Genomic DNA, 25,239 nt, shown 5'->3' with positions numbered 1-25,239 from the left:
TTTTTTCAAACTTTTTTCTTTTTCTCTTCACTTTCCTTCGAGGCTGTTGTCAGCTCATCGTGGGTCAGTGGATGCGCATTATAGGGAGATCTCGGATTAGCGCAAGTGTTTATTGTGATTTTTTTTCTGTTCGTTCTCTTTTTAAACTTTACGTCTATTTTTGATACAACAAGCCTCTTGCTAGGCTAAAAAATATACATTTTTTAATTACTTTGTCTATCCGCAATCTTATTTTATAGGTAATTCCACGCGCCTATTGAGTAATACTCTTAAATTTTACACTCTAAAATAGAAAATAAGAGACGACGACTGTTATGCTTTCTTCCATTATGTATTTCTATATCAAGTTTGGAGTAACAAATGAGACATTCCACCATTAGAAACTATTTGAATCTCTCCCCTTCTATTAATGACAATGTTTTTATTGACGAAACAGCAACTGTTATTGGAGATGTTCGCTTAGACAAAGATGTAAGCGTATGGCCAATGGTCGTTATCCGTGGAGATGTAAACTACATTAACATTGGAATGAGAACGAATATTCAAGATGGCTCTGTACTTCATGTATCTCATGCATCTAAAGATAACACAGTCGGTTTTCCTCTTATTATTGGCAATGATGTCACCATAGGACATAAAGCAATGTTGCATGGGTGTGTTATTGGTAATCGAGTATTAGTGGGCATGGGATCAATATTACTGGATGGAGCAGTTATTGAAGATGATGTGATGATTGGTGCAGGGAGTCTTGTTCCCCCAGGAAAGCGACTCGAAAGCGGTTTTCTTTATTTAGGTAGTCCCGTAAAAAAAATTCGTCCTTTATCACCAGCAGAAATAGATGGGCTCATCTACTCTGCTAATAATTATGTGAAATGGAAAAATGACTACTTAACAGCAACTCACTCTTCCATTAGTAAAGAGTAGATAGGATGAAGAGTTGATAAATCATTATTCGCAATCAACTCTTCAAACTCTTCTTCTATTTCCCAGCGATTTTGCTGAAACAGTATTAAACCATTTTCATTATCACCAAAGCGTTTAATCAATTCATCTTCAGTGATTTGGCAATCAAATAACATTCCATTAATCATTACAGGGAAAAGAACTTTTCTTTCCCTTGCCAACCACGCTTCACGATCTGGAAATTGGATAGATTGGTTCATTGATTTAACTTTTCTCTTAATACATTAAGAACTGGATCCATTTCAGGAACAAAATCATACCATAACTCAAACGCATAGGCGGCTTGTCCGACAAGCATTCCCAGCCCATCAGATAACCGTGTACTACCATGTTGTAATGCATGATATAAAAATGAAGTTATTCCTGTTTGGTAATAAAGGTCATAGCAAGCTGTTTCATAATCGTAAACATCATTTGGAACCGGCGGGATCTCATTCATCATACTTGATGAAGATGCATTTATAATTAAATCATAATATCTATCAGCAACATCTTGTGTAGGTACTGCTCTAATTAGACCGAATTGACTGAATTCCTGAGCTAATTGTTCAGCTTTTGAAAAAGTACGATTGGTAAGAGTGATATCACAATCATATTCTAATAATGGAAGTAATATTCCTCTTGTTGCTCCACCAGCACCAATAACGAGCACAGATAATACTTTACCCGGAACAATAAAATCGAGTCTGGCAAGATCAAGAATAAGACCTTGCCCATCGGTATTATCCCCAAGCAATGAGCCATCTTTTAATTTTTTGATTGAATTAACCGCCCCACATCCTTTTGCTCTTGCCGTTAAACTATCAACAAAGCGGAAAGCATCTTCTTTAAAGGGAACAGTGACATTAGCACCTTGCCCGCCTTGAGCAAAAAAGTGGCTGGCTGTTTTTTCAAACTCACCAAAAGGTACCAATAAGCGACCGTAGTCATACTGTATACCAGTTTGCTTTGAAAAAAACTGGTGAATAAAGGGTGACTGGCTATGCTCAATAGGATTTCCTAATACAGAATATTTTTCCATTACATGGTTATCCTTGTCTATATAACTCACCCGTCAGCGCATCCCGAATTTCAGATGGATTTTGTCTTCCACCCACTGCGCCATTTAGGACAGGAATACTATTTTGAAATTGGCTATCGACTTCTTCAACCGTGCGGCAAGGAGGAAAACCACTTAAATTAGCACTTGTAGAAACGAGAGGCTTACCATAGGCAAGACATAATGCTTTAACCAATTTATGATCTGTCACTCTCACGGCTAATGAAGAGAATTGCCCAGTTAACCATTTAGGTGTAGACGCTCTTGCAGGGATAACCCAAGTAACAGGTCCTGGCCACGACTCAAACATTCTTTCACGTTGTGTTTGTGTCAGCACGCTATCATCAATATAAGGTTTTAGTTGTTCATAGCTATCAGCAATTAAAATTAACCCTTTTTCAATCGGTCTTTGTTTTAACGCTAATAATGCCATTACAGCTTGTTCACTATCTGGATCACAACCTAAACCAAACACGGCTTCTGTTGGATATGCGATGACTTGATTATTCTTTAATGCAGTTACAATGCTATTATTTACAGGTGATGCTTCATTATTCATGTTCTTCTCTTTTTGTTTGTTGCTTTCCACATAATTTGCTGGCGCAGACTAATCTTACTCCCTGAGAAGACCTTTTTTCCATCAATAATGGATAATGACAATACTCACACTCACCTGAAATGGGATTATTATTTAGTACAAACTGGCAATCAGGATATTGATTACACGCATAAAAAGTCTTACCAAACCTTGATTTACGTTGTAATAATTTACCATTTTTACATTGCGGACAATGAATGATGGTTTCATCAGGTTTATCTATTTGTTCTATATGTTCACACTCTGGGTAGCGGCTACAACCAATAAACATACCAAACTTACCTTGACGCAAAACTAAGTCAGCACCACAACACTGACAAGGTTGACCTTCTAACACTTTAATAATTTGACCATCACCTTGAGGTTTTAAGGTTTTTATATAGTGACATGTTGGATAAGTAGAGCATCCTAAAAAAGGGCCATGTCCACCATTTTTCATAACCAATGCATGACCACATTCAGGACATTTTTCTTGTTCATTTTGTTGTGTAAACGGCATGTTTTTTGCCATTGTTATACCTCATTACACTTATTCCAATCTAGTATAGCCACCAGCCACAATAGCTATTTTTTCAATAAGCTCAAGCTCTAATAAAAGAGGAGCTAAATCAGATGTTGATAACTCACTATGATTGGCAATGATATCAATGGGTGTCGCTTCATCAAAGCGTAGAATGGGTAATATAGTATCAATAGCTTGCTGTTGAATACTATTTAATGGCTTATTTCTTGTGTCTTTCGAAACACTAGATTGAGATGTAAATAATGTTGGTTGCGTATATATATCATCATTAGTAGAAAGCCACTGTAATGAACTATTTAAATACTCCAAAATATCACTGGGTAAAGATGCTAAGTTTGCTCCCTGCTTAATAAGTTGATGATTTCCTTCAAAATGAACATCACCTAATAAACCGGGTAAAACAAATAACTCTTTTCCTTGCTGTAAGGCATAGTTAGCGGTGATTAAAGAGCCACTTTTTATTCCGGCTTCAATAATTAATAATGCCGAGCTTAATCCACTGATAATTCTATTTCGCTGTGGAAAATGGCGCGCTAACGGTGGAGTATTAGGTAAATATTCAGAAACAAGAAGACCACTCTCTTTGATTTGCAAAGCAAGTGAATAATGAAAGGAAGGATAAATATGCTCTAAACCACTTCCTAATACAGCAATAGTAACCCCTTTATTTTTTAAAGCACTACGATGACCCACACCATCAATACCTTGAGCAAGTCCACTTGTAATAGTAATACCTTCATTTACTAGTTCTCGAGCAAAATAAGTTGCCCATTTAGTTCCATAATGTGTTGCATTACGACTACCTATTAATGCTATTTGATTGTTTGATAAGTGTTTTCTATCACCTGCAACAAAAAGCAAAAGAGGTGGGGATGAAATCTGCTTTAATAAAGGCGGATAATCGGGATCAGCGATTGTTAATAGAGATGACTCATTTTTATCTAACCAATTTAATGTATTTCTGACAGAATCTATATGAAGCCTCATAAATTGGCTACATTGCAGTTCTGATAGCCCACAAGCTTTTAATTGTTTATCATTTACTCGTGATAAACTTTGTAGATGACTGACTAATTGAATAACTTTATTAATTGGCAATCTTGAAATAGCATTTAGTCTTATCCATATTTCTCTTGCATCCATGCATTATCCTAGCGTTATTTTTAACAAACAGGGTGAGTGCTAAGCCACCCAATACTGTCAATCTAGACAATAAATGTCTAGAATAGACGTTAAATCTCATTCACATTTTAGAAACAGTCCGAATAAACTATGACCGTGTTACACGTATTACATTATCCAGACGAGCGCCTTCGCACGATTGCAAAGCCTGTCGAAAAAGTTAATGCTGAAATTCAAAAGATCATCGATGATATGTTTGAAACGATGTATTTAGAAGAAGGTATTGGGCTAGCAGCAACACAGGTGGATATCCACCAGCGCATTATCGTCATTGATGTCTCTGAGAACAGAGACCAAAAACTAGTACTGATAAATCCTGAGCTTCTTGATTCTGATGGTGATACAGGTATAGAAGAAGGTTGTTTATCTATTCCAGAACAGCGAGCTTTTGTACCTCGAGCAGAACGAGTAAGAGTTAAAGCGCTTGATTACAATGGTCAGCCATTTGAATTAGAAGCTGATGACCTATTAGCTATATGTATTCAACATGAAATGGATCATTTAGTTGGTAAGCTATTTGTAGATTATTTATCTCCACTTAAACGTCAACGTATCCGCCAGAAAGTTGAAAAGTTAGATAAGTTAGATAAAAAAAGAGCTAAAGCAGGACAGTAATTAAATTGAAACAGGAAGAAAACGTGTCTGATTCATTACGTATTATTTTTGCGGGAACACCCGATTTTGCAGCACGACATTTAGCTGCATTGTTATCAACTCAACATCGTGTTGTGGGAGTACTTACGCCTCCCGATAAACCCGCAGGAAGAGGTAAGAAGCTGACTTTTAGCCCAGTTAAAGAACTCGCGCTAGAAAACAATATTCCTGTTTATCAACCTGCGTCTTTAAAACCAATAGAACACCATGAATGGATTAAAGAACAACAAGCTGACATTATGATTGTTGTTGCTTATGGAATGATCCTTCCTAAAGCAGTACTCGATATTCCTCGTTTAGGCTGTCTAAATGTTCATGGTTCTCTTTTGCCTAAATGGAGAGGTGCTGCACCTATTCAACGCGCTCTTTGGGCTGGTGATAAAGAAACCGGTGTCACTATTATGCAAATGGATATTGGACTTGATACTGGAGATATGCTGTATAAATCAGCGTGCCCTATCACTAGTGAAGATACAAGTTCATCACTCTATGAAAAACTAGCCGATTTAGGACCTAAAGCCTTAATTAGTACATTAGACTTAATTACTGCTGGAAAACTAAACGCTGAAAAACAAGATGATAATTTAGCGAATTACGCACAAAAATTATCAAAAGAAGAAGCTAGAATTGATTGGTCATTATCAGCACAACAGATAGAACGATGCATTAGGGCATTCAACCCATGGCCCATGAGCTTTTTTATGCTAGATGATCAACCTGTAAAAGTTTGGAAGGCACAAGTAATTGCAGATGAAACTAATCAAACACCAGGCATGTTGCTAAAAGCAGATAAAACTGGCATTTATATAGCGACAGGTGAAGGAACTCTAAATATTTTAGAGCTTCAACCATCAGGTAAAAAACCAATGACATCTGCAGATTTTCTAAACTCTAAACGGGACTGGTTTACGCCCGGAAAAGTCATTGAATAACAATTCTAAACCCTGATAAAACATATCAGGGTTTTCCTTTTTTCACGCCGATATTTTTATCTCTGGCGCTAAATATCAAACGTTAACTCATTATGAAAACGTCATACAACATACGTAGTATTGCGGCGAAAGCAATCAGTCAAGTTTTAGACCAAGGCCTATCACTAAGTACTGTAATCCCTGAATTACAGAAAAACATTGCTGATAAAGATCGTTCTTTATTACAAGAGCTCTGTTTCGGTACTTTACGTACACTGCCTCAATTAGAGTGGACTATCCAGCAGCTTATGGATAAACCGCTTAAAGGTAAGCAACGTATCTTGCACTACCTCATTATGGTAGGGCTATATCAAATTTTATATACACGTATTCCTGCACACGCAGCTTTAGCTGAAACAGTTAATGGCGCCGTTGCATTAAAAAAACCACAACTGAAGGGACTGATTAATGGTGTATTACGCCAATTTCAGCGCCAGCAAGATATCTTAAATGAACGATTTCAAAATAGTGAAAATCGTTTTTTACATCCTTCATGGTTATTAACTCGTATAAAACAAGCTTATCCTGAGCAATGGGAAATGATTGTTGAGGGTAATAATCAAAAACCACCAATGTGGTTACGAGTTAATCAAATTCATCATTCACAAGATGAATACCTTGCTTTGCTTAAGAAAGAAGATATTGCCGCTATCGCTGATGAATCTCATCCTTATGCACTTCGTTTAGAAACTCCATGTAATGTGAATATGTTACCTGGATTTGATGAAGGTTGGGTTACTGTACAAGACCGTTCTGCTCAACGTTGTGCTGAATTATTAGCGCCCGAAAATAAAGAACAGATCCTCGATTTATGTGCAGCGCCTGGTGGTAAAACCACGCATATTTTAGAGATAGCACCCCAAGCTCAAGTGCTAGCAGTCGATATTGATGAGCAACGTCTTAGCCGCGTGAAAGAAAACCTAAGCCGTCTAAAGCAACATGCGACTGTAAAAAGTGGTGATGGTCGTTACCCTGAACAGTGGTGTTCAGATATGCAGTTTGACCGAATACTTCTTGATGCACCTTGCTCTGCAACTGGCGTTATTCGCCGCCATCCTGATATTAAGTGGCTTCGCCGTAATGAAGATATTGCACAACTAGCACAGATCCAGAAAGAAATTTTACTTGCTATATGGCCATATTTAAAATCAGGTGGCACATTGGTTTATGCAACCTGCTCTATTTTACCAGAAGAAAATAGTCAACAAGTTGAGATGTTCTTGTCCTCTACAAAGGATGCTCAATGCCATTACCAAAACCAATGCTTACCTGAAGCTAATGGTGGCGATGGATTCTTTTATGCAGTGATCAAGAAAATCTAACTTTGTGATAAAAGATGATATCAGATCTAAAAGAAGCTACTATTTCAACGCAAGATCGCTAAGATCCTGCGTTTTATTTTCTACTTGTTAACTAAATACTCTGAGAAACATCGATGAAAATTATTATATTAGGCGCAGGACAAGTTGGTGGAACTCTTGCTGAAAATCTTGTCGGTGAAAATAATGATATTACTGTCGTTGATACTGATGCTGCACGTTTACGTCAACTTCAAGACAAATTCGATTTAAGAGTAGTTAATGGTCATGGCTCACACCCAAGAGTATTAAGAGAAGCAGGTGCTGAGGATGCTGACATGTTAGTTGCTGTTACCAACTCAGATGAAACCAACATGATTGCCTGCCAAGTAGCTTACACCCTATTTAACACACCAAATAAAGTTGCCCGAATCCGAGCTTCAGAGTTTGTTCGTGAATCGGATAAACTTTTTTTACCTGAAGCTATTCCTATTGATTACCTTATATCACCAGAACATTTGGTAATTGATTACATTTACAAGCTCATTCAATATCCAGGCGCATTACAAGTTGTTAATTTCGCTGAAGGGCAAGTGAGTATTGTTGCAGTAAAAGCCTATTATGGTGGCTCTTTAGTTGGTAACGCATTATCAACTTTACGCGATCATATGCCACATATAGATACTCGTGTTGCTGCAATCTTTCGCCAAGACAGACCTATCCGCCCTCAAGGTTCAACAATCATTGAAGCTGGTGATGAAGTTTTTTTTGTTGTCGCATCTCAACACATTCGAGCAGTCATGAGTGAGTTACAGCGCCTAGAAAAACCTTATAAACGAATTATGATTGTTGGTGGCGGTAATGTAGGTGCTGGCTTAGCGGCAAGATTAGAAAAAGATTATAGTGTAAAATTAATCGAACATAATCAACAACGTGCAACCGAACTTGCTGAACTACTTCATGATACCATTGTTTTTTATGGTGATGCATCCGATCAAGAACTACTCGCAGAAGAGCATATAGAACAAATTGATGTTTTCATCGCTCTAACCAATGATGATGAAGCTAATATTATGTCAGCTATGTTAGCTAAACGAATGGGGGCAAAAAAAGCGATGGTTCTTATTCAGCGTAGTGCTTATGTTGATTTGGTTCAAGGTGGTGTGATTGATATTGCCATTTCACCACAACAAGCAACTATTTCAGCTTTATTGGGGCATGTACGTAAAGCCGATATTGTCAGTGTATCATCATTACGTCGGGGTGTTGCCGAAGCGATAGAAGCGGTAGCACATGGTGATGAAAATACATCAAAAGTAGTTGGTAGACGTATTCAAGATATAAAGCTACCACCAGGAACGATTATTGGTGCCATTGTAAGGAATGAAGATGTGATTATTGCTAACGCAAGCCACTCAATTGAGCAAGGTGATCACGTTATTATGTTTATTACTGACAAAAAATATGTGCCTGAAGTAGAGAAGCTTTTCCAACCTAGTCCATTTTTCTTATAGAAATTTTATAGAAATAAGAATAATAGTCATTGTTACTTATTATGGTCTACTATTATTATTATCATGTCAGATACTAAATTTTCACATAATAATTCTATTTTGATACAACTAAGGGGTAGCTATGGCTTTTTTCAAAGAATTTCGTGAATTTGCAATGAAAGGTAACGTTGTCGATATGGCAGTCGGTGTCATTATCGGGGCAGCCTTTGGGAAAATTGTTTCCTCATTAGTTGCTGATATTATCATGCCGCCATTAGGTTTATTGATAGGTGGTATTGATTTTAAACAGTTTAGTCTTATATTAAGAGACGCGAGTGCAGATGTTCCTGCTGTTGTACTAAATTACGGTATGTTTATTCAGACGGTCTTTGATTTTGCTATTGTTGCATTTGCTATTTTCTGTGCAATTAAGTTAATTAACAAAACACGTCGCCAAGCAGAGGAAGCCCCTAAAGCACCACCAGCACCTTCAGCTGAAGAGACTTTATTAACTGAAATTCGTGATTTATTGAAAAATCAGCAAAAATAAAAACTAAAAAGCCAGTGATAACAATTGAAAAAAATTTTTGTTATCACTGGCCTCCCAGTTACCTTTCTTATTGTGTTTATCTTTTCTCATAAAACTCCCTTTGCCTTTCTTATTTTTCTCTACTCGCTGTCTAAATAGTGGATCATGAACAAGTGCAGCTAAAGCATTATCTTTAATCACACCTTTTTGATGCTGATATTTGCTAGACATAAAAACCTCTAAGATTATTAAAGAACATAAATAAGTAGTACTTATAAAATAGATATTATTGCTTTGTAGCACCGGATTCAAGTATTTCTAAAATAGAACAGTAAGTACTTTCATGGGCACTACCACAGCAAGCATCACTTAACATTTTTAGTGAGTCACGCATTCTTTCCATTTCTTTAAGTCGAATTTCAACTTCAACAAGCCTTGCATCAACTATATGCTTTGATTCCACACAAGTGTGGTGCGCTGGATCTACGCGTATAGATAATAATTCAGTAATTGCATCTAAAGTAAAACCTAATTCTTTAGCATAACGAATAAAGCGCAGACGCTGTAAATCTTTCTCTGTATAAAGGCGATAACCACCTTCTGTGCGCCTATCGTGATCCATCAATCCTTGCTTTTCATAGAAACGGATTGTATCTGTTGTCACATTAGCTAACTTTGCAACTTGTCCAATACGGTACATGGATCATTCCTCAGCATTAATTGCCAGTAAGTATAACTTATAATCAAACATAGAATTGAAAGATAGTGCGATGCTAAAAATAACATTTTGATCTCTATTTATGCCTATGTTAAAAGCATAGCAGTATGATGGAGTTAGCAGAAGTAATTATGATACAACTCAATAGTAAGCAAAGAAAATAAAGCGAGAGCAGAAAGAAGGTCTTTTCAAAAAAGATTATATTATAAAAGTAAAAAAACCGGATTAAAAAATCCGGTTTTTTTATTCACTGCACTAAATAATAATAAAATTATTCAGCTGCTGCTTCTGTTTCAGAATCAGCACGGTCAACAAGCTCAATGTAAGCCATTGGAGCGTTGTCACCAGCACGGAAGCCACACTTCAGAATACGAGTGTAACCACCTGCACGGCTCGCAAAACGCGGACCTAATACTGTAAACAGTTTTGCCACGACTTCGTTATCACGAGTACGGGCGAATGCCAGACGACGATTAGCTACGCTGTCGGTCTTGGCAAGAGTAATCAGCGGCTCAACGACGCGACGCAGTTCTTTCGCTTTTGGCAAAGTTGTCTTGATTATCTCATGACGAACTAAAGAACCTGCCATGTTACGAAACATAGCCTGACGATGGCTGCTGTTGCGGTTCAATTGACGACCACTCTTACGATGGCGCATGACCTTATCCTTCTCAGTAAAACCTTAACCTGTGATCTTATTCATCAGCGATACTTGCAGGTGGCCAATTCTCAAGGCGCATGCCAAGAGATAGTCCACGAGACGCCAGTACGTCTTTAATCTCGGTAAGAGATTTTTTACCGAGGTTAGGCGTCTTAAGTAATTCAACTTCAGTACGCTGTACCAGATCACCGATGTAGTGGATTGCTTCTGCCTTCAGACAGTTAGCAGAGCGGACAGTCAATTCAAGATCGTCAACTGGGCGCAGCAGGATCGGATCGAACTCTGGCTTCTCTTCTTTAACTTCAGGTTGACGAACATCACGTAAGTCAACAAAAGCTTCAAGCTGTTCGGCCAGGATAGTCGCTGCACGGCGAATCGATTCTTCTGGATCGATAGTACCGTTAGTTTCCATCTCGATTACCAGCTTATCCAAGTCGGTACGCTGTTCAACACGAGCTGCTTCCACATTATAAGCGATACGCTCAACTGGGCTATAGCACGCGTCTACTAATAGGCGACCGATAGGGCGCTCATCTTCTTCCGAATGAATTCGGGCAGAAGCCGGCACATATCCACGACCACGCTGAACTTTGATACGCATATTAATAGATGCGTTCTCGTCTGTAAGGTGGCAGATAACGTGCTGCGGCTTGACGATTTCGACATCACCGTCATGGATGATATCGGCTGCAATAACAGGGCCAATGCCAGATTTGCTCAAAGTAAGAATAACTTCATCTTTACCATGAACTTTTACCGCCAACCCCTTAAGGTTGAGCAGTATTTCTAGGATATCTTCCTGAACACCTTCTTTGGTGCTGTACTCATGCAGTACACCATCAATCTCAACCTCTGTTACCGCACAACCCGGCATAGACGAAAGCAGAATACGGCGCAGTGCGTTACCAAGAGTGTGGCCGAAGCCTCGCTCTAATGGCTCAAGGGTCACCTTGGCGTGCGTCGAACTCACTTGCTCGATATCAACCAGGCGCGGTTTTAGAAACTCTGTCACAGAACCCTGCATTGTGTCCTCTCTTTGGTGCTAAGCCTTACTTGGAGTAAAGCTCGACGATCAGGTGCTCGTTAATGTCAGCAGACAGGTCAGTACGTTCAGGAATACGTTTGAACACACCTTCCATTTTAGCAGCATCAACTTCCAGCCATGTTGGCTTTTCACGCTGTTCAGCCAGCTCTAAAGCAGCCTTGATACGAGACTGTTTTTTCGATTTTTCACGAACGCTGACTACGTCATTCGGGGAAACCTGATAAGAAGCAATGTTAACCACGCGACCATTTACCATGATTGCTTTATGGCTAACCATCTGACGTGCTTCTGCGCGAGTTGCGCCAAAGCCCATACGATAAACAACGTTATCCAGACGACCTTCCAGCAGAGTCAGCAGGTTTTCACCTGTGTTGCCTTTCAGACGTGTTGCTTCTTTGTAGTAGTTACGGAATTGACGTTCTAGAACACCGTAAATACGACGAACTTTTTGTTTTTCACGTAACTGAACACCGTAATCAGACAGACGTGGTTTACGTGCGCCGTGCTGACCTGGTGCTTGTTCCAGTTTACACTTGGTGTCAATCGCCCGAACGCCAGATTTTAAGAATAAATCTGTACCTTCGCGGCGGCTCAGCTTGAGCTTAGGACCCAAATATCTTGCCATTTTCTTTCTCCAACTTTCCTAAAAACGAAAACGTTATTAAACGCGACGTTTTTTCGGTGGACGACAACCGTTATGAGGAATCGGAGTCACATCAGTAATATTAGTGATGCGGAAACCAGCCGCGTTTAACGCACGGATAGTTGACTCACGACCAGGACCAGGTCCTTTAACCATAACTTCCAGGTTCTTAATTCCGTACTCTTTAACAGCTTCAGCACAACGTTCTGCTGCGACTTGAGCTGCAAACGGAGTTGACTTACGAGAACCACGGAAACCGGAACCACCAGCGGTAGCCCAACCCAACGCGTTACCTTGACGATCTGTAATAGTAACGATTGTGTTGTTGAAAGAAGCATGGATATGAGCCACACCGTCAGAGACTTGTTTTCTTACACGCTTGCGTGCACGAACAGGTGCTTTTGCCATTGTTCAAATACCCCGATTATTTCTTGATCGGCTTACGCGGACCCTTACGGGTACGTGCATTGGTCTTAGTACGCTGACCGCGAACTGGTAGACCACGACGATGACGTAAACCACGATAAGTACCAAGATCCATCAGACGTTTGATGCTCAGGGTAACTTCACGACGTAGATCACCTTCTACAACGTATTTGGCAACTTCGTCACGCAGCTTGTCGATTTGCTCTTCAGACAGCTCACTGATCTTAACATTTTCAGCAATACCCGTAGCTTCACAGATAGCCTGTGAACGAGTCTTACCGATGCCGTAAATCGATGTTAAAGCGATTACGGTATGTTTATGATCAGGAATGTTAATGCCTGCTATACGGGCCACTATGCACTCCTAAATTAGCAATTATACAGTACCATTCTGAAAAGCCCGTTTTCAGGATACTCAAACAATACTGTACATATTATAAAAAGATTGGGCTGGCTAATTTAGCCAGCTCAACCGAACTTTGCAAGAAAAAAATGCAATAAATTAGCCTTGACGCTGTTTATGCTTAGGCTCGACGCTGCAAATTACACGCACGTGACCGTGACGTCTAACAATTTTGCAGTTACGGCACATTTTCTTGACGGAAGCACGAACTTTCATTTTTACTCTCCGTAACTTCTAAAACAAACTACTTAGCAGTTATTAACCTTTAAGGTTTGCTTTTTTCAATGCAGACTCATACTGACTTGACATCAGGAGAGTTTGCACTTGAGCCATAAAATCCATGATGACAACAACCACGATTAAGAGTGAAGTACCACCAAAATAGAAAGGTACTTTCATTGCGTCACGCATGAACTCCGGGATGAGACAGATAAAGGTAATATACAACGCACCGATTAAGGTTAAGCGAGTCATAACTTTATCTATATATTTAGCCGTCTGCTCTCCCGGGCGAATTCCTGGTACAAATGCACCGGACTTCTTCAGGTTATCTGCCGTTTCTCTTGGGTTGAAAACCAACGCCGTATAGAAGAAACAGAAGAATATGATTGCAGCAGCGTATAGTAACACATAAATAGGTTGACCAGGCTGTAGATTCAATGAAATCGTTGTCAGCCAACCCCACCCTGTACCATCGCCAAACCAAGAGGTTATTGTACCAGGAAACAGGATAATACTTGAAGCAAAAATTGCTGGTATAACACCCGCCATATTTACTTTAAGTGGTAGATGTGTACTTTGTGCCGCGTATATTCTACGCCCTTGTTGACGTTTTGCATAGTTAACAACGATACGACGTTGTCCTCTTTCTACAAAAACAACAAAGAACGTTACCGCGAACACCAATACTGCAACCAACAATAACAGGAGGAAGTGCAGTTCGCCTTGCCGTGCCTGCTCGATGGTTTGACCAATGGCAGGCGGAAGGCCTGCAACGATACCCGCAAAGATAATAATTGAGATACCGTTACCAATACCACGTTCAGTGATTTGCTCACCTAACCACATTAGGAACATTGTTCCCGTGACTAAGCTCACAACAGCCGTAATATAGAATGGAAGACCTGGGTTGATCACCAGACCTTGCATTCCTGGCATATTCGGTAAGCCGGTTGCGATACCAATAGATTGGAATATCGCCAGCACCAAAGTACCATATCGGGTATATTGGCTGATCTTACGACGACCCGCCTCCCCTTCCTTCTTAATCTCTGCTAACCGAGGGTTAACCACTGATAAAAGTTGGATAATAATCGATGCCGAAATATAAGGCATGATACCCAGCGCAAAGATAGAAGCACGGCTAAGAGCACCACCAGAGAACATGTTAAACATTTCAATGATGGTGCCTTTTTGCTGATCGAGCAATTTGGCAAGCACAGTGGCATCAATACCAGGGATAGGAATAAAAGAGCCAATCCTAAAGACAATTAGTGCACCAAGAACAAACAAAAGTCTGCGTTTTAGTTCACCTACACCACCTTTAGCACTCTGAAAATCTAACCCTGGTTGTTTAGCCATCTGTCACTTATTCCTCAATTTTACCGCCAGCTGATTCGATTGCTGCACGGGCACCTTTGGTAACACGCAGACCACGAATAGTCACTGCACGGTTAACCTCACCAGAAAGAATAACTTTCGCATATTCAATCTGTGGGCCAACAACGTTTGCGGCTTTCAGTGCATTCAGATCGATTACATCGCCTTCAACATAAGCCAAATCAGACAGACGGATTTCCGCAGTCACGAATGATTTACGTGAAGTAAAACCAAATTTTGGTAAACGACGATATAAAGGCATCTGGCCGCCTTCAAAACCACGACGTACGCCACCGCCAGAACGAGACTTCTGACCTTTGTGACCACGGCCGCCAGTTTTACCTAAGCCAGAACCGATACCACGACCTACACGTTTAGGCGCATGCTTGGCACCTTCAGCCGGAGACAGAGTATTTAAACGCATCTCTTACTCCTCAACTTTAACCATATAGGAAACCAAGTTGATCATACCGCGAACCGCTGGTGTATCTTCGCGTTCTACAGTGTGACCGATGCGACGCAGTCCTAAACCAGTCATAGTTGCCTTATGTTTAGGCAGACGGCCGATTAAGCTGCGTGTTTGAGTAATTTTAATAGTCTTAGCCATGGTCATTACCCCAGAATTTCTTCAACGGATTTACCACGCTTAGCTGCGACCATATCTGGAGACTTCATGCTATCTAAAGCGTCCAGTGTTGCACGAACCACGTTAATCGGGTTTGTGGAACCATAGGTTTTAGCCAGTACGTTACGAACGCCAGCCACTTCTAGAACTGCACGCATTGCACCACCTGCGATAATACCAGTACCTTCGTGAGCAGGCTGCATAAATACGCGAGATCCTGTGTGGGTACCTTTTACAGGGTGGAACAGAGTACCGTTATTTAAAGCGACGGTTTTCATATTGCGACGGGCTTTTTCCATCGCTTTCTGGATTGCTGCCGGAACTTCGCGAGCTTTGCCATATCCGAAACCAACGCGGCCATTGCCATCACCAACAACTGTAAGTGCGGTGAAGCTAAAAATACGACCACCTTTAACGGTTTTAGATACGCGGTTTACCGCGATCAGCTTTTCCTGCAGTTCGCCAGCTTGTTTCTCGATGTGAGCCATCTTACACTCCTACCTTAGAACTGAAGGCCAGCTTCACGGGCAGCATCTGCCAGTGCCTGGACTCGACCATGATATTGGAAACCGGAACGGTCAAATGATACTACTTTGATACCTTTTTCCAGTGCACGTTCAGCAACAATTTTACCAACTACTGCTGCGGCGTCTTTGTTTCCAGTGTTTTTCAGTTGCTCAATGATAGCTTTTTCTGTAGTAGAAGCGGCCACCAAAGTTTCAGAACCGTTTGGTGCAATAACCTGCGCATAAATATGGCGTGGGGTACGATGTACCACCAGGCGAGTCGCACCCAGTTCCTGGAGCTTGCGGCGTGCGCGGGTCGCACGACGGATACGAGCTGCTTTCTTATCCATAGTGTTACCTTACTTCTTCTTAGCCTCTTTGATACGCACAACTTCGTCGGCGTAACGAATACCTTTACCTTTATAAGGCTCAGGGCGACGGTAGGCACGCAGTTCTGCTGCTACTTGACCAATCACTTGCTTATCAGCACCTTTCAGTATGATTTCAGTTTGTGATGGACATTCTGCAGTGATGCCTGCTGGCAGTTCGTGTTCCACTGGATGTGAAAAACCAACCGCTAAGTTAACTGCATTGCCTTTAATAGACGCACGATAACCTACACCAACCAGTTGCAGTTTTTTAGTGAAGCCTTCGGTAACACCCACAACCATTGCATTTAACAGAGAACGAGTAGTACCCGCCTGTGCCCATGCATCTGCATAACCTTCACGCGGAGCGAAAGTTAATTGGTTGTCAGCATGTTGAATTTCAACTGCATTGTGGATAGTACGAGTAAGCTCGCCGTTTTTACCCTTAATCGTAATTACCTGACCGTTGAGTTTAACCTCTACGCCGGCAGGAATGACGACGGGTGCTTTTGCCACACGAGACATTCTTTCCTCCCGAATTAAGCTACGTAGCAGATAATCTCGCCACCAAGACCTGCTTGGCGAGCTGCACGATCAGTCATAACACCTTTTGAGGTAGAAACAACAGCGATACCCAGTCCTGCCATAACTTGTGGCAGCTCATCTTTTCTTTTATAGATTCGCAGACTTGGGCGGCTTACGCGCTGAATGCTTTCTACTACAGCCTTACCTTGGAAATATTTTAAAGTGATTTCCAATTCTGGCTTAGTGTCGCCTTCAATTTTAAAATCTTCAATATAACCTTCTTCCTTAAGCACGTTGGCAATCGCCACTTTCAGCTTGGAGGAAGGCATTGTGACCGCAACTTTATTCGCGGCCTGACCGTTACGGATACGGGTCAGCATATCCGCGATGGGATCTTGCATGCTCATCTGTCTTTACTCCCGTGATTCAATTATGGTAATTACCAGCTAGCCTTTCTAAGGCCCGGGATTTCACCGCGCATTGCGGCTTCACGGACTTTAATACGGCTGAGGCCAAATTTCCGCAGGAAACCGTGCGGACGTCCAGTTTGACGGCAGCGGTTACGCTGACGTGAAGGACTTGAATCACGTGGCATAGTTTGCAGTTTCAGAACAGCATTCCAACGATCTTCATCAGATACGTTTACATCCGAAACGATAGCTTTCAGTTCTGCGCGTTTTGCGAAGAATTTCTCAGCTAAATTTGCACGTTTTACATCACGTGCTTTCATAGATTTCTTAGCCATGAATGCCCTGCCTTACTTGCGGAACGGGAAGTTAAACGCTGCTAACAGTGCGCGACCTTCATCATCAGAACCCGCAGTCGTAGTAATGGTAATATCCAAACCACGAACACGATCCACTTTATCGTAATCGATTTCAGGGAAGATGATTTGTTCACGCACGCCCATGCTGTAGTTACCACGTCCATCAAATGATTTAGCGGACAAACCACGGAAGTCACGGATACGTGGTACAGCAATAGAGATCAGGCGTTCAAAGAACTCCCACATGCGTTCGCCACGCAGGGTCACTTTACAGCCGATCGGATAGCCCTGACGGATTTTGAAGCCTGCAACAGATTTGCGTGCTTTGGTGATCAAAGGTTTTTGACCTGAGATTGCTGCTAAGTCAGCTGCTGCATTGTCCAGCAGTTTTTTATCAACAATCGCTTCACCAACACCCATATTCAGGGTGATCTTCTCGACCCGAGGGACTTGCATGACAGAATGGTAACCAAACTGAGTCATCAGTTTTTGGACTACCTCGTCTTTATAGTAATCATGCAGTTTCGCCATCGTATACTCCAAATTACTTGATAGTTTCTTTATTAGACTTGAAGAAACGAACTTTTTTGCCGTCTTCGAATCTAAAACCTACACGGTCAGCCTTGCCGGTTGCCGCATTGAAGAGTGCAACGTTAGAAACTTGAATTGCAGCTTCTTTTTCAACGATGCCACCTGGTTGATTCAGCGCCGGAACCGGCTTCTGATGTTTTTTAACCAGATTGATACCTTCAACGATAACTTTACCAGAAGAAAGAACCTGTTTTACTTTACCGCGCTTACCTTTGTCTTTCCCAGTTAGCACGATAACTTCGTCTTCACGACGGATTTTCGCTGCCATTGCCTGCTCCTTAGAGTACTTCAGGTGCCAGAGATATAATTTTCATAAACTTCTCGTTACGAAGTTCACGAGTCACCGGCCCAAAAATACGCGTACCGATAACCTGCTCACTATTGTTGTTTAACAATACACAAGCATTACTATCGAAGCGAATGACAGAACCGTCAGGGCGACGAACACCCTTCTTGGTGCGCACCACTACCGCTTTCAGTACATCACCTTTTTTAACTTTACCACGTGGAATTGCTTCCTTGATGGTAATTTTGATGATGTCACCTACATCTGCGTAGCGACGGTGCGAGCCACCTAGAACCTTGATACACATTACGCGACGTGCACCGGAGTTGTCGGCCACGTTCAGCATAGTCTGTTCTTGGATCATTTTAGTGCTCCGCTAAATGTCAACTACTACTGAGCCACTTCCACATTAGAAGAGGCCGTTCAATATCCCATAATACGAGGGAGCGGCATTATAACACCACATTCTCGCTATGGACAGAAAAAATAAACGGCTCGTTCACTTTAGAGCCGTTTATTTCGTACGAAAAGGCTATTTTATTACAGAACAGCTTTTTCTACAACGCGAACTAACGCCCAAGATTTAGTCTTGGACAGTGGACGTGTTTGACGAATTTCTACTACGTCACCAATTCCACATTCGTTGTTCTCGTCATGTACATGCATTTTGGTCGTACGACGGATGAACTTACCATATAATGGATGTTTCACCATACGATCGATAGCAACAACAATAGATTTTTCCATTTTGTCACTTACCACACGACCTTGCAGAGTACGGATTTTATCGGTCATTACGCACCCGCCTTCTCAGTCAGTAAAGTCTTAACACGTGCGATATTACGACGCACTTGTTTCAACAGATGAGACTGTTGTAACTGACCACTTGCTGTCTGCATGCGCAGATTAAACTGCTCGCGCAGTAAATTCAGCAATTCTGTGTTCAGCTCTTCAACGCTCTTTTCGCGCAGCTCTTTTGCTTTCATTACATCACCGTCTTAGTTACAAAGGTGGTTTTGATAGGCAGTTTTGCTGCCGCCAGCTTGAATGCTTCACGGGCCAGTTCTTCAGGCACACCATCCATTTCATACAGGACTTTACCTGGCTGAATTAAGGCAACCCAATACTCAACGTTACCTTTACCTTTACCCATACGGACTTCGAGCGGCTTTTCAGTGATTGGTTTGTCTGGGAACACACGGATCCAGATTTTACCCTGACGCTTAACTGCACGGGTCATTGCACGACGTGCCGCTTCGATCTGACGTGCAGTCAGACGACCACGGCCCACAGCTTTAAGACCGTAAGTCCCGAAGCTTACATCCGCACCAGCAGCTAGGCCACGGTTACGGCCTTTGTGCACTTTACGGAATTTTGTACGCTTTGGTTGTAACATCAGCGACTCTCCTTACTTGCGGCCTTTACGCTGCTGCTTTTTAGGTTGAGCAGCCGGTTTTTCCGCCTGTTCAACTGCAGCCATACCACCCAGGATCTCACCTTTGAAGATCCATACCTTAACGCCGAGCACACCATAAGTGGTTTGTGCTTCTGAGGTATTGTAGTCAATGTCCGCACGCAGAGTATGCAGCGGTACACGACCTTCACGATACCATTCAGTACGAGCGATTTCAGCGCCGCCTAAGCGACCACTTACTTCCACTTTGATACCTTTAGCGCCCAAACGCATTGCGTTCTGTACTGCACGCTTCATAGCACGACGGAACATAACACGACGTTCCAGCTGTGAAGTGATGCTGTCAGCAACTAATTTTGCGTCTAGTTCAGGTTTACGTACTTCGGCGATATTAATTTGCGCAGGAACGCCAGCGATATTCGCTACGTTTTTACGCAGTTTTTCAACATCTTCACCTTTTTTACCGATAACGATGCCTGGGCGAGCAGTGTGAATAGTCACACGAATGCTTTTTGCAGGACGCTCGATAACGATACGAGATACAGATGCTTTTGCCAGTTCTTTAGTTAAGTACTGGCGTACTTTAAAATCGCTGTCTAGGTTGTCAGCGAATTCATTGGTACCCGCATACCATGTGGAATTCCAAGGCTTGACAATGCCAAGGCGGATACCATTAGGATGTACTTTTTGACCCATTGCTAGTCTCCAGAGTCTCAGCGATCAGACACAACCACAGTGATGTGGCTGGTGCGCTTCAGAATACGATCTGCACGGCCTTTTGCACGAGGCATAATGCGCTTCATAGAAGGACCTTCGTCAACAAAGATCTTAGCTACTTTCAGATCATCAATATCAGCGCCATCGTTGTGTTCTGCGTTAGCAATAGCAGACTCAAGTACTTTCTTCACTAAACCAGCAGCTTTCTTGTTGGTATAGGTCAGGGTTTCCAGAGCTTGCGACACTTTCTTACCGCGAATCAGGTCTGCCACTAGGCGAACCTTCTGAGCAGAAGAACGAGCGTGGCGATGCATAGCTATAGTTTCCATCTCTTCCTCCTACCTTATTTTTTCTTAGCCTTTTTATCGGCTGCATGACCGCGATAAGTACGGGTCGGCGCGAATTCACCCAGTTTATGTCCAACCATTTCGTCGGAAACGTAAACTGGAACATGCTGACGACCATTATGGACAGCGATGGTCAAACCGATCATGTTAGGAAAGATCGTTGAACGACGGGACCAAGTCTTAACAGGCTTCTTGTCACCGCTTTCCACCGCTTTCTCTACCTTCTTCAGCAAGTGCAGGTCAATGAAAGGACCTTTCTTGAGAGAACGTGGCATGGCTTATCCTCTAATTATTTCTTAGTACGACGATGAACGATAAAGTGTTCAGTGCGTTTGTTTTTACGAGTCTTCTTACCTTTGGTTTGAACGCCCCAAGGTGTTACAGGGTGTTTACCAAAGTTACGACCTTCACCACCACCATGTGGGTGATCAACTGGGTTCATCGCAGTACCACGAACGGTAGGGCGAATACCACGCCAGCGGCTTGCACCGGCTTTACCCAGAACGCGTAACATATGTTCAGAGTTACCAACTTCACCGATAGTCGCACGGCAGTCAGATGGAACCTTACGCATTTCACCAGAACGCAGACGGATAGTTACATAAGCACCATCACGAGCAACGATCTGAACATAAGTACCAGCTGAACGAGCTAATTGACCACCTTTACCTGGTTTCATTTCTACGTTATGAACTGTAGAACCAACCGGGATATTACGCATTGGTAAGGTGTTACCAGCTTTGATTGCAGCATCAACGCCAGACTGAACTTTATCACCTGCTTTCAGGCCTTTTGGAGCCAGAATGTAGCGGCGTTCACCATCAGCATACAGCACTAAAGCGATGTTTGCTGAACGGTTTGGATCATATTCCAAACGCTCTACTGTCGCAGGGATACCATCTTTGTTGCGTTTAAAGTCAACAATACGGTAAGCCTGTTTGTGACCACCACCGATATGACGAGTGGTGATACGACCATTGTTGTTACGACCACCGGTTTTGCTGCTTTTTTCAAGCAACGGTGCATAAGGTTTCCCTTTATGCAGCTCTGGGTTTACCACTTTAACTACGTGGCGACGGCCCGGAGACGTAGGTTTACATTTAACAATTGCCATTGTTCTTTACTCCTCCGACTTACTCAGCGCCGCCGACGAAGTCCAAATTCTGGCCTTCCTTCAGGGTGACGTAAGCTTTTTTCCAGTCGCTACGACGACCAATACGCTGACCGTGACGTTTCACTTTGCCTTTCATTAGCAGAGTGTTAACACTTTCAACTTCGACTTCAAACAGTTTTTGTACAGCTGCTTTAATCTCTGCTTTGGTCGCGTCTTTGGCAACTTTGAGAACGATGGTGTTTGATTTTTCCATCGCGATAGAAGCTTTTTCAGATACGTGCGGCGCGCGCAGTACTTTCAGCAGACGTTCTTCACGGATCATGCCAGCATCTCCTCAACTTGCTTCACAGCGTCAGCAGTCATGACGACTTTGTCGAAGGCGATTAAGCTAACTGGGTCGATTGTTGCTGCATCACGTACGTCAACTTTATATAAGTTGCGTGCTGCTAAATACAGATTCTCATCTACATCAGCGGTGATAATCAGAACATCTTCCAGAGCCATATCTTTCAGTTTCTGTGCCAGCAGCTTAGTTTTAGGCGCTTCTACAGAGAACTTCTCAACGACAATCAGACGATCTTGACGTACCAATTCTGACAGAATGCTCTTAAGAGCACCACGGTACATCTTTTTGTTTACTTTTTGACTGTGGTCCTGTGGTTTAGCTGCGAAGCTAACACCACCAGAGCGCCAAATTGGGCTCTTGATTGAACCTGAACGTGCACGACCTGTACCTTTCTGGCGCCATGGCTTTTTGCCTGAACCAGAAACTTCAGCACGGGTTTTCTGAGCACGAGTACCTTGACGAGCACCAGCAGCGTATGCAACGACTACTTGGTGCACAAGCGCTTCGTTAAAGTCACGCCCGAAGGTAGTTTCGGAAACAGTCAGCGCGCCTTGCGCGTCTTTCATTACCAATTCCATTCCTATCTCCTCGACGTTACGCCTTGACAGCTGGTTTAACGATCAGGTCACTGCCAGTTGCACCTGGTACAGCACCTTTGACCAGCAGCAGGTTGCGCTCAGCGTCAACACGTACTACTTCCAGGCTCTGAACGGTAACTTGTTCGTTACCCAGTTGACCTGCCATTTTCTTGCCTTTAAACACCTTACCCGGAGTCTGGTTTTGACCGATAGAACCCGGAACACGGTGAGACAAGGAGTTACCATGGGTAGCATCTTGAGTACGGAAGTTCCAGCGCTTTACAGTACCAGCAAAACCTTTACCTTTAGATGTTCCAGTAACGTCGACTTTTTTAACGTCAGCGAAAATTTCTACACTAATGCTTTGCCCTGCTGTGTATTCTTCGCCTTCACTCAGACGGAATTCACGCAGTAAGCGGCCAGCTTCAACACCAGCTTTAGCAAAATGACCAGCTTCAGGTTTCAGTACACGGTTAGCTTTTTTGCTACCAGTAGTCACCTGAATGGCACGATAACCGTCTTTCTCCAGATCTCTGACCTGAGTCACACGGTTGTTTTCAATTTCGATAACGGTTACAGGGATTGAAACGCCATCTTCAGTGAAGATACGAGTCATTCCTACTTTTTTACCGACTAAACCAATCATTGTTTCAACCTCTCAATCGCTTGATGACCTGATTAACCTAGGCTGATCTGCACGTCTACGCCGGCAGCCAGATCCAGACGCATCAGAGCATCAACGGTTTTCTCGGTTGGCTCAACGATGTCAACCAGACGTTTGTGAGTGCGAATTTCATACTGATCACGCGCATCTTTATTAACGTGCGGAGAAATCAACACTGTGAAACGCTCTTTGCGAGTCGGCAGTGGGATTGGACCACGAACTTGCGCACCAGTGCGCTTAGCAGTCTCTACGATTTCCGCAGTTGATTGATCAATCAGACGATGATCAAAAGCTTTCAGGCGGATACGGATTCTTTGGTTCTGCATGAGACCAGAGCTCCAACTATTTTTTATAAACGTAAATGATCACTACTCGTACCCATTTCGATTGATGAGAGAGTGTAATCGTTCTGCATATAACTCCCCAATTGGGAGTATTATATTTAATGCAATATAAGATCTGCATTAGCTGATAAATCAGCCTCACTAAATCAGTGAGCCTGCGCATTATACTTGCCTGAGAGATGAAATCAAGCTGAGAATAAAAAATCATCGATAATAATTTGTTTCATTTTTCTAAATAAAAAGAAAAAGCAGCCGAAGCTGCTTCTAAAATTAATATTATTCTTCACTAAGAGAACAATGAGAGAGTGGTATTTTTCTCTTTATTATCATTAAACAAACGTCATTATTCTTCAATAATCTGCGCTTGAAGGTAATTTTGAATTCCAATCTTCTCAATAAGTTCTAATTGGGTTTCAATCCAATCAATATGCCCTTCTTCATCTGTTAATATTTCTAACATTAGGTCACGGCTGACATAATCATGAATTGAATCGGCATAAGCAATGGCTTCACGAAGGTCTTTTGCACCACCTAATTCCAACTCAAGGTCAGAACGTAGCATCTCTTCAACATCTTCACCAATATTGAGCTTGCCCAAATCTTGTAAGTTAGGAAGACCCTCTAAAAATAAAATGCGCTCGATATATTTATCAGCATGTTTCATCTCATCGATTGATTCATGATATTCCATGTCATTCAGACGGGTTAACCCCCAATTTTTAAACATACGGGCATGTAAGAAGTACTGATTTATTGCAACAAGCTCGCCACCTAATAATTTATTAAGGTGGGCTATCATTTTTTTATCACCTTTCATTTTTATGCTCCTTTGCTTCCAGTCTTTTTAGTGTAGACCGTTTAAACAATTAATGGAGAGGAAGGAATACTAAATTTTATTATGCAACTTTAGAAATTTGAGAATAAAGAGCGGGCTGCTCATTGTCGATGAGTTGACGAGCTTGACGTATGCATTTGCCACAACAACTTCCTACAGGAAGAATTTGTCGCAATTCATTAATCGTGCGAATTTGATGCTGATGGATAGTTGACAGAATTTTCTTATCGCTAACACCATGACAAAGACATACATACATAATAACAACCTCATTGACTACTCATCGCAGAATAGTAAATGATAACTATTATTATTTCAATTTCTATTTGAGCATTTATCACTCAATATACAAAAACAAAAAAGGGCATCATTTGATGCCCTCTTCAAGCAATAAGTTAGAAATTAACTTAATACTTTAGCAACAACACCTGCACCTACTGTACGGCCACCTTCACGGATAGCGAAACG

Annotated in this window: 44 protein-coding genes; 6 read left to right on the top strand and 38 right to left on the bottom strand. The window is 41.9% G+C overall.

What is annotated here, in order from left to right; all coding sequences use genetic code 11:
- Nucleotides 1–360 precede the first annotated feature (360 nt).
- Nucleotides 361–924, top strand: a complete 564-nt coding sequence (locus ABN099_RS18730) for a gamma carbonic anhydrase family protein (RefSeq protein WP_349465906.1) — start codon at nt 361–363, stop codon at nt 922–924.
- Here ABN099_RS18730 and ABN099_RS18725 read toward each other — a convergent pair.
- The 5 genes from ABN099_RS18725 to dprA are packed head-to-tail and all read right to left on the bottom strand — an operon-like array spanning nt 900 to nt 4,266.
- Nucleotides 900–1,163, bottom strand: a complete 264-nt coding sequence (locus ABN099_RS18725) for a DUF1488 family protein (RefSeq protein ID WP_349465905.1) — start codon at nt 1,161–1,163, stop codon at nt 900–902. The genes ABN099_RS18730 and ABN099_RS18725 overlap by 25 nt on opposite strands.
- Nucleotides 1,160–1,984, bottom strand: a complete 825-nt coding sequence (gene aroE / locus ABN099_RS18720) for a shikimate dehydrogenase (RefSeq protein ID WP_349465904.1) — start codon at nt 1,982–1,984, stop codon at nt 1,160–1,162. The genes ABN099_RS18725 and aroE overlap by 4 nt, the downstream gene beginning before the upstream one ends.
- Nucleotides 1,985–1,991: 7 nt before the next feature.
- On the bottom strand, nt 1,992–2,561 hold the full coding sequence (tsaC, locus tag ABN099_RS18715) for an L-threonylcarbamoyladenylate synthase type 1 TsaC (RefSeq protein WP_349465903.1): 570 nt from the start codon (nt 2,559–2,561) through the stop codon (nt 1,992–1,994).
- Nucleotides 2,554–3,111, bottom strand: coding sequence for a DNA topoisomerase family protein (locus tag ABN099_RS18710; protein WP_349465902.1), 558 nt, complete (start codon nt 3,109–3,111; stop codon nt 2,554–2,556). Before ABN099_RS18710 ends, tsaC begins: the two co-directional genes overlap by 8 nt.
- Nucleotides 3,112–3,129: 18 nt before the next feature.
- Nucleotides 3,130–4,266, bottom strand: a complete 1,137-nt coding sequence (dprA, locus tag ABN099_RS18705; RefSeq protein ID WP_349465901.1) for a DNA-processing protein DprA — start codon at nt 4,264–4,266, stop codon at nt 3,130–3,132.
- A gap of 129 nt (nt 4,267–4,395) precedes the next feature.
- On the opposite strand from dprA, the gene def reads away from it, so the two are divergent.
- From def to mscL, 5 genes are all read left to right on the top strand, one after another.
- On the top strand, nt 4,396–4,920 hold the full coding sequence (gene def / locus ABN099_RS18700; protein ID WP_349465900.1) for a peptide deformylase: 525 nt from the start codon (nt 4,396–4,398) through the stop codon (nt 4,918–4,920).
- Nucleotides 4,921–4,943: 23 nt separating this feature from the next.
- Nucleotides 4,944–5,891 carry a methionyl-tRNA formyltransferase gene (gene fmt, locus ABN099_RS18695; RefSeq protein ID WP_349465899.1) on the top strand — a complete coding sequence of 316 codons (948 nt, stop codon included), beginning with the start codon at nt 4,944–4,946 and terminating at the stop codon, nt 5,889–5,891.
- Between the two features lie 92 nt (nt 5,892–5,983).
- Nucleotides 5,984–7,252, top strand: a complete 1,269-nt coding sequence (rsmB, locus tag ABN099_RS18690) for a 16S rRNA (cytosine(967)-C(5))-methyltransferase RsmB (protein WP_349465898.1) — start codon at nt 5,984–5,986, stop codon at nt 7,250–7,252.
- 113 nt (nt 7,253–7,365) lie between these two features.
- Nucleotides 7,366–8,742: a Trk system potassium transporter TrkA gene (trkA, locus tag ABN099_RS18685; RefSeq protein WP_349465897.1), complete on the top strand. Its 1,377-nt coding sequence runs from the start codon at nt 7,366–7,368 to the stop codon at nt 8,740–8,742.
- Nucleotides 8,743–8,863: 121 nt separating this feature from the next.
- Entirely contained in the window at nt 8,864–9,271 is a 408-nt protein-coding gene (mscL, locus tag ABN099_RS18680) for a large-conductance mechanosensitive channel protein MscL (protein WP_349465896.1), read from the top strand.
- Nucleotides 9,272–9,274: 3 nt separating this feature from the next.
- Here the strand turns inward: mscL and ABN099_RS18675 are convergent, their stop codons facing one another.
- The 33 genes from ABN099_RS18675 to ABN099_RS18515 form a co-directional block, all read right to left on the bottom strand.
- The gene (locus ABN099_RS18675) at nt 9,275–9,481 is read right to left on the bottom strand and encodes an alternative ribosome-rescue factor A (protein ID WP_349465895.1); all 207 of its coding nucleotides are present in this window, start codon (nt 9,479–9,481) and stop codon (nt 9,275–9,277) included.
- 55 nt (nt 9,482–9,536) lie between these two features.
- On the bottom strand, nt 9,537–9,950 hold the full coding sequence (gene zntR / locus ABN099_RS18670) for a Zn(2+)-responsive transcriptional regulator (protein WP_349465894.1): 414 nt from the start codon (nt 9,948–9,950) through the stop codon (nt 9,537–9,539).
- A 289-nt stretch (nt 9,951–10,239) separates the two neighbouring features.
- Nucleotides 10,240–10,626 (bottom strand): 50S ribosomal protein L17, encoded by a 387-nt coding sequence (gene rplQ / locus ABN099_RS18665; protein WP_004246940.1) that lies wholly within the window; start codon nt 10,624–10,626, stop codon nt 10,240–10,242.
- Between the two features lie 37 nt (nt 10,627–10,663).
- On the bottom strand, nt 10,664–11,653 hold the full coding sequence (locus ABN099_RS18660) for a DNA-directed RNA polymerase subunit alpha (protein ID WP_006535513.1): 990 nt from the start codon (nt 11,651–11,653) through the stop codon (nt 10,664–10,666).
- Nucleotides 11,654–11,678: 25 nt separating this feature from the next.
- On the bottom strand, nt 11,679–12,299 hold the full coding sequence (rpsD, locus tag ABN099_RS18655) for a 30S ribosomal protein S4 (protein WP_004246942.1): 621 nt from the start codon (nt 12,297–12,299) through the stop codon (nt 11,679–11,681).
- 36 nt (nt 12,300–12,335) lie between these two features.
- On the bottom strand, nt 12,336–12,725 hold the full coding sequence (gene rpsK / locus ABN099_RS18650) for a 30S ribosomal protein S11 (protein WP_004388621.1): 390 nt from the start codon (nt 12,723–12,725) through the stop codon (nt 12,336–12,338).
- A 16-nt stretch (nt 12,726–12,741) separates the two neighbouring features.
- Nucleotides 12,742–13,098 (bottom strand): 30S ribosomal protein S13, encoded by a 357-nt coding sequence (gene rpsM, locus ABN099_RS18645; protein WP_004249689.1) that lies wholly within the window; start codon nt 13,096–13,098, stop codon nt 12,742–12,744.
- A gap of 147 nt (nt 13,099–13,245) precedes the next feature.
- Complete coding sequence (gene rpmJ, locus ABN099_RS18640) at nt 13,246–13,362, bottom strand: 50S ribosomal protein L36 (protein WP_071788572.1); 117 nt, start codon at nt 13,360–13,362, stop codon at nt 13,246–13,248.
- A 42-nt stretch (nt 13,363–13,404) separates the two neighbouring features.
- A complete protein-coding gene (secY, locus tag ABN099_RS18635) occupies nt 13,405–14,727 on the bottom strand; it encodes a preprotein translocase subunit SecY (RefSeq protein WP_006535510.1) in 1,323 nt (440 codons plus the stop codon).
- Nucleotides 14,728–14,734: 7 nt separating this feature from the next.
- Complete coding sequence (rplO, locus tag ABN099_RS18630; protein WP_064718517.1) at nt 14,735–15,169, bottom strand: 50S ribosomal protein L15; 435 nt, start codon at nt 15,167–15,169, stop codon at nt 14,735–14,737.
- 3 nt (nt 15,170–15,172) lie between these two features.
- The gene (gene rpmD / locus ABN099_RS18625) at nt 15,173–15,352 is read right to left on the bottom strand and encodes a 50S ribosomal protein L30 (protein WP_036914634.1); all 180 of its coding nucleotides are present in this window, start codon (nt 15,350–15,352) and stop codon (nt 15,173–15,175) included.
- A 5-nt stretch (nt 15,353–15,357) separates the two neighbouring features.
- A complete protein-coding gene (gene rpsE / locus ABN099_RS18620) occupies nt 15,358–15,858 on the bottom strand; it encodes a 30S ribosomal protein S5 (RefSeq protein ID WP_023583472.1) in 501 nt (166 codons plus the stop codon).
- Nucleotides 15,859–15,872: 14 nt separating this feature from the next.
- Nucleotides 15,873–16,226, bottom strand: a complete 354-nt coding sequence (gene rplR, locus ABN099_RS18615) for a 50S ribosomal protein L18 (RefSeq protein ID WP_064718516.1) — start codon at nt 16,224–16,226, stop codon at nt 15,873–15,875.
- Nucleotides 16,227–16,235: 9 nt separating this feature from the next.
- Nucleotides 16,236–16,769, bottom strand: coding sequence for a 50S ribosomal protein L6 (gene rplF / locus ABN099_RS18610; protein ID WP_349465893.1), 534 nt, complete (start codon nt 16,767–16,769; stop codon nt 16,236–16,238).
- Nucleotides 16,770–16,783: 14 nt separating this feature from the next.
- Nucleotides 16,784–17,176 (bottom strand): 30S ribosomal protein S8, encoded by a 393-nt coding sequence (rpsH, locus tag ABN099_RS18605; protein WP_004246950.1) that lies wholly within the window; start codon nt 17,174–17,176, stop codon nt 16,784–16,786.
- A gap of 32 nt (nt 17,177–17,208) precedes the next feature.
- Complete coding sequence (rpsN, locus tag ABN099_RS18600; protein ID WP_006535503.1) at nt 17,209–17,514, bottom strand: 30S ribosomal protein S14; 306 nt, start codon at nt 17,512–17,514, stop codon at nt 17,209–17,211.
- A gap of 12 nt (nt 17,515–17,526) precedes the next feature.
- On the bottom strand, nt 17,527–18,066 hold the full coding sequence (gene rplE / locus ABN099_RS18595) for a 50S ribosomal protein L5 (protein ID WP_349465892.1): 540 nt from the start codon (nt 18,064–18,066) through the stop codon (nt 17,527–17,529).
- A 13-nt stretch (nt 18,067–18,079) separates the two neighbouring features.
- The gene (gene rplX / locus ABN099_RS18590; protein ID WP_064718513.1) at nt 18,080–18,394 is read right to left on the bottom strand and encodes a 50S ribosomal protein L24; all 315 of its coding nucleotides are present in this window, start codon (nt 18,392–18,394) and stop codon (nt 18,080–18,082) included.
- A gap of 10 nt (nt 18,395–18,404) precedes the next feature.
- On the bottom strand, nt 18,405–18,776 hold the full coding sequence (gene rplN / locus ABN099_RS18585) for a 50S ribosomal protein L14 (RefSeq protein ID WP_004246955.1): 372 nt from the start codon (nt 18,774–18,776) through the stop codon (nt 18,405–18,407).
- A 176-nt stretch (nt 18,777–18,952) separates the two neighbouring features.
- Nucleotides 18,953–19,207, bottom strand: a complete 255-nt coding sequence (rpsQ, locus tag ABN099_RS18580; protein WP_064718512.1) for a 30S ribosomal protein S17 — start codon at nt 19,205–19,207, stop codon at nt 18,953–18,955.
- A complete protein-coding gene (gene rpmC, locus ABN099_RS18575) occupies nt 19,207–19,398 on the bottom strand; it encodes a 50S ribosomal protein L29 (protein WP_064718511.1) in 192 nt (63 codons plus the stop codon). Before rpmC ends, rpsQ begins: the two co-directional genes overlap by 1 nt.
- Entirely contained in the window at nt 19,398–19,808 is a 411-nt protein-coding gene (gene rplP / locus ABN099_RS18570) for a 50S ribosomal protein L16 (protein WP_006535500.1), read from the bottom strand. Before rplP ends, rpmC begins: the two co-directional genes overlap by 1 nt.
- Before the next feature lie 12 nt (nt 19,809–19,820).
- Nucleotides 19,821–20,522, bottom strand: coding sequence for a 30S ribosomal protein S3 (gene rpsC / locus ABN099_RS18565; protein WP_349465891.1), 702 nt, complete (start codon nt 20,520–20,522; stop codon nt 19,821–19,823).
- A gap of 17 nt (nt 20,523–20,539) precedes the next feature.
- Nucleotides 20,540–20,872, bottom strand: a complete 333-nt coding sequence (rplV, locus tag ABN099_RS18560; RefSeq protein ID WP_064718509.1) for a 50S ribosomal protein L22 — start codon at nt 20,870–20,872, stop codon at nt 20,540–20,542.
- Nucleotides 20,873–20,886: 14 nt separating this feature from the next.
- Complete coding sequence (rpsS, locus tag ABN099_RS18555; protein ID WP_004246960.1) at nt 20,887–21,165, bottom strand: 30S ribosomal protein S19; 279 nt, start codon at nt 21,163–21,165, stop codon at nt 20,887–20,889.
- Between the two features lie 14 nt (nt 21,166–21,179).
- Nucleotides 21,180–22,004, bottom strand: coding sequence for a 50S ribosomal protein L2 (gene rplB, locus ABN099_RS18550; protein WP_349465890.1), 825 nt, complete (start codon nt 22,002–22,004; stop codon nt 21,180–21,182).
- Between the two features lie 19 nt (nt 22,005–22,023).
- A complete protein-coding gene (rplW, locus tag ABN099_RS18545) occupies nt 22,024–22,326 on the bottom strand; it encodes a 50S ribosomal protein L23 (RefSeq protein ID WP_004246962.1) in 303 nt (100 codons plus the stop codon).
- A complete protein-coding gene (gene rplD, locus ABN099_RS18540) occupies nt 22,323–22,928 on the bottom strand; it encodes a 50S ribosomal protein L4 (RefSeq protein WP_023583466.1) in 606 nt (201 codons plus the stop codon). Before rplD ends, rplW begins: the two co-directional genes overlap by 4 nt.
- Nucleotides 22,929–22,944: 16 nt before the next feature.
- Nucleotides 22,945–23,574 (bottom strand): 50S ribosomal protein L3, encoded by a 630-nt coding sequence (rplC, locus tag ABN099_RS18535; RefSeq protein ID WP_064718505.1) that lies wholly within the window; start codon nt 23,572–23,574, stop codon nt 22,945–22,947.
- 32 nt (nt 23,575–23,606) lie between these two features.
- Nucleotides 23,607–23,918, bottom strand: a complete 312-nt coding sequence (gene rpsJ, locus ABN099_RS18530; RefSeq protein ID WP_001181005.1) for a 30S ribosomal protein S10 — start codon at nt 23,916–23,918, stop codon at nt 23,607–23,609.
- Nucleotides 23,919–24,279: 361 nt separating this feature from the next.
- Nucleotides 24,280–24,753 (bottom strand): bacterioferritin, encoded by a 474-nt coding sequence (gene bfr, locus ABN099_RS18525; protein WP_349465889.1) that lies wholly within the window; start codon nt 24,751–24,753, stop codon nt 24,280–24,282.
- A 79-nt stretch (nt 24,754–24,832) separates the two neighbouring features.
- Nucleotides 24,833–25,030 carry a bacterioferritin-associated ferredoxin gene (gene bfd, locus ABN099_RS18520; RefSeq protein ID WP_349465888.1) on the bottom strand — a complete coding sequence of 66 codons (198 nt, stop codon included), beginning with the start codon at nt 25,028–25,030 and terminating at the stop codon, nt 24,833–24,835.
- A gap of 143 nt (nt 25,031–25,173) precedes the next feature.
- Nucleotides 25,174–25,239: elongation factor Tu (locus ABN099_RS18515; protein ID WP_072105683.1), on the bottom strand; the 66-nt coding region annotated here is incomplete at its 5' end.

The organism is Proteus hauseri, assembly GCF_040139125.1.
Classification (GTDB): domain Bacteria; phylum Pseudomonadota; class Gammaproteobacteria; order Enterobacterales; family Enterobacteriaceae; genus Proteus; species Proteus hauseri_B.
This window is presented reverse-complemented; position numbering and strand designations above follow the sequence as displayed.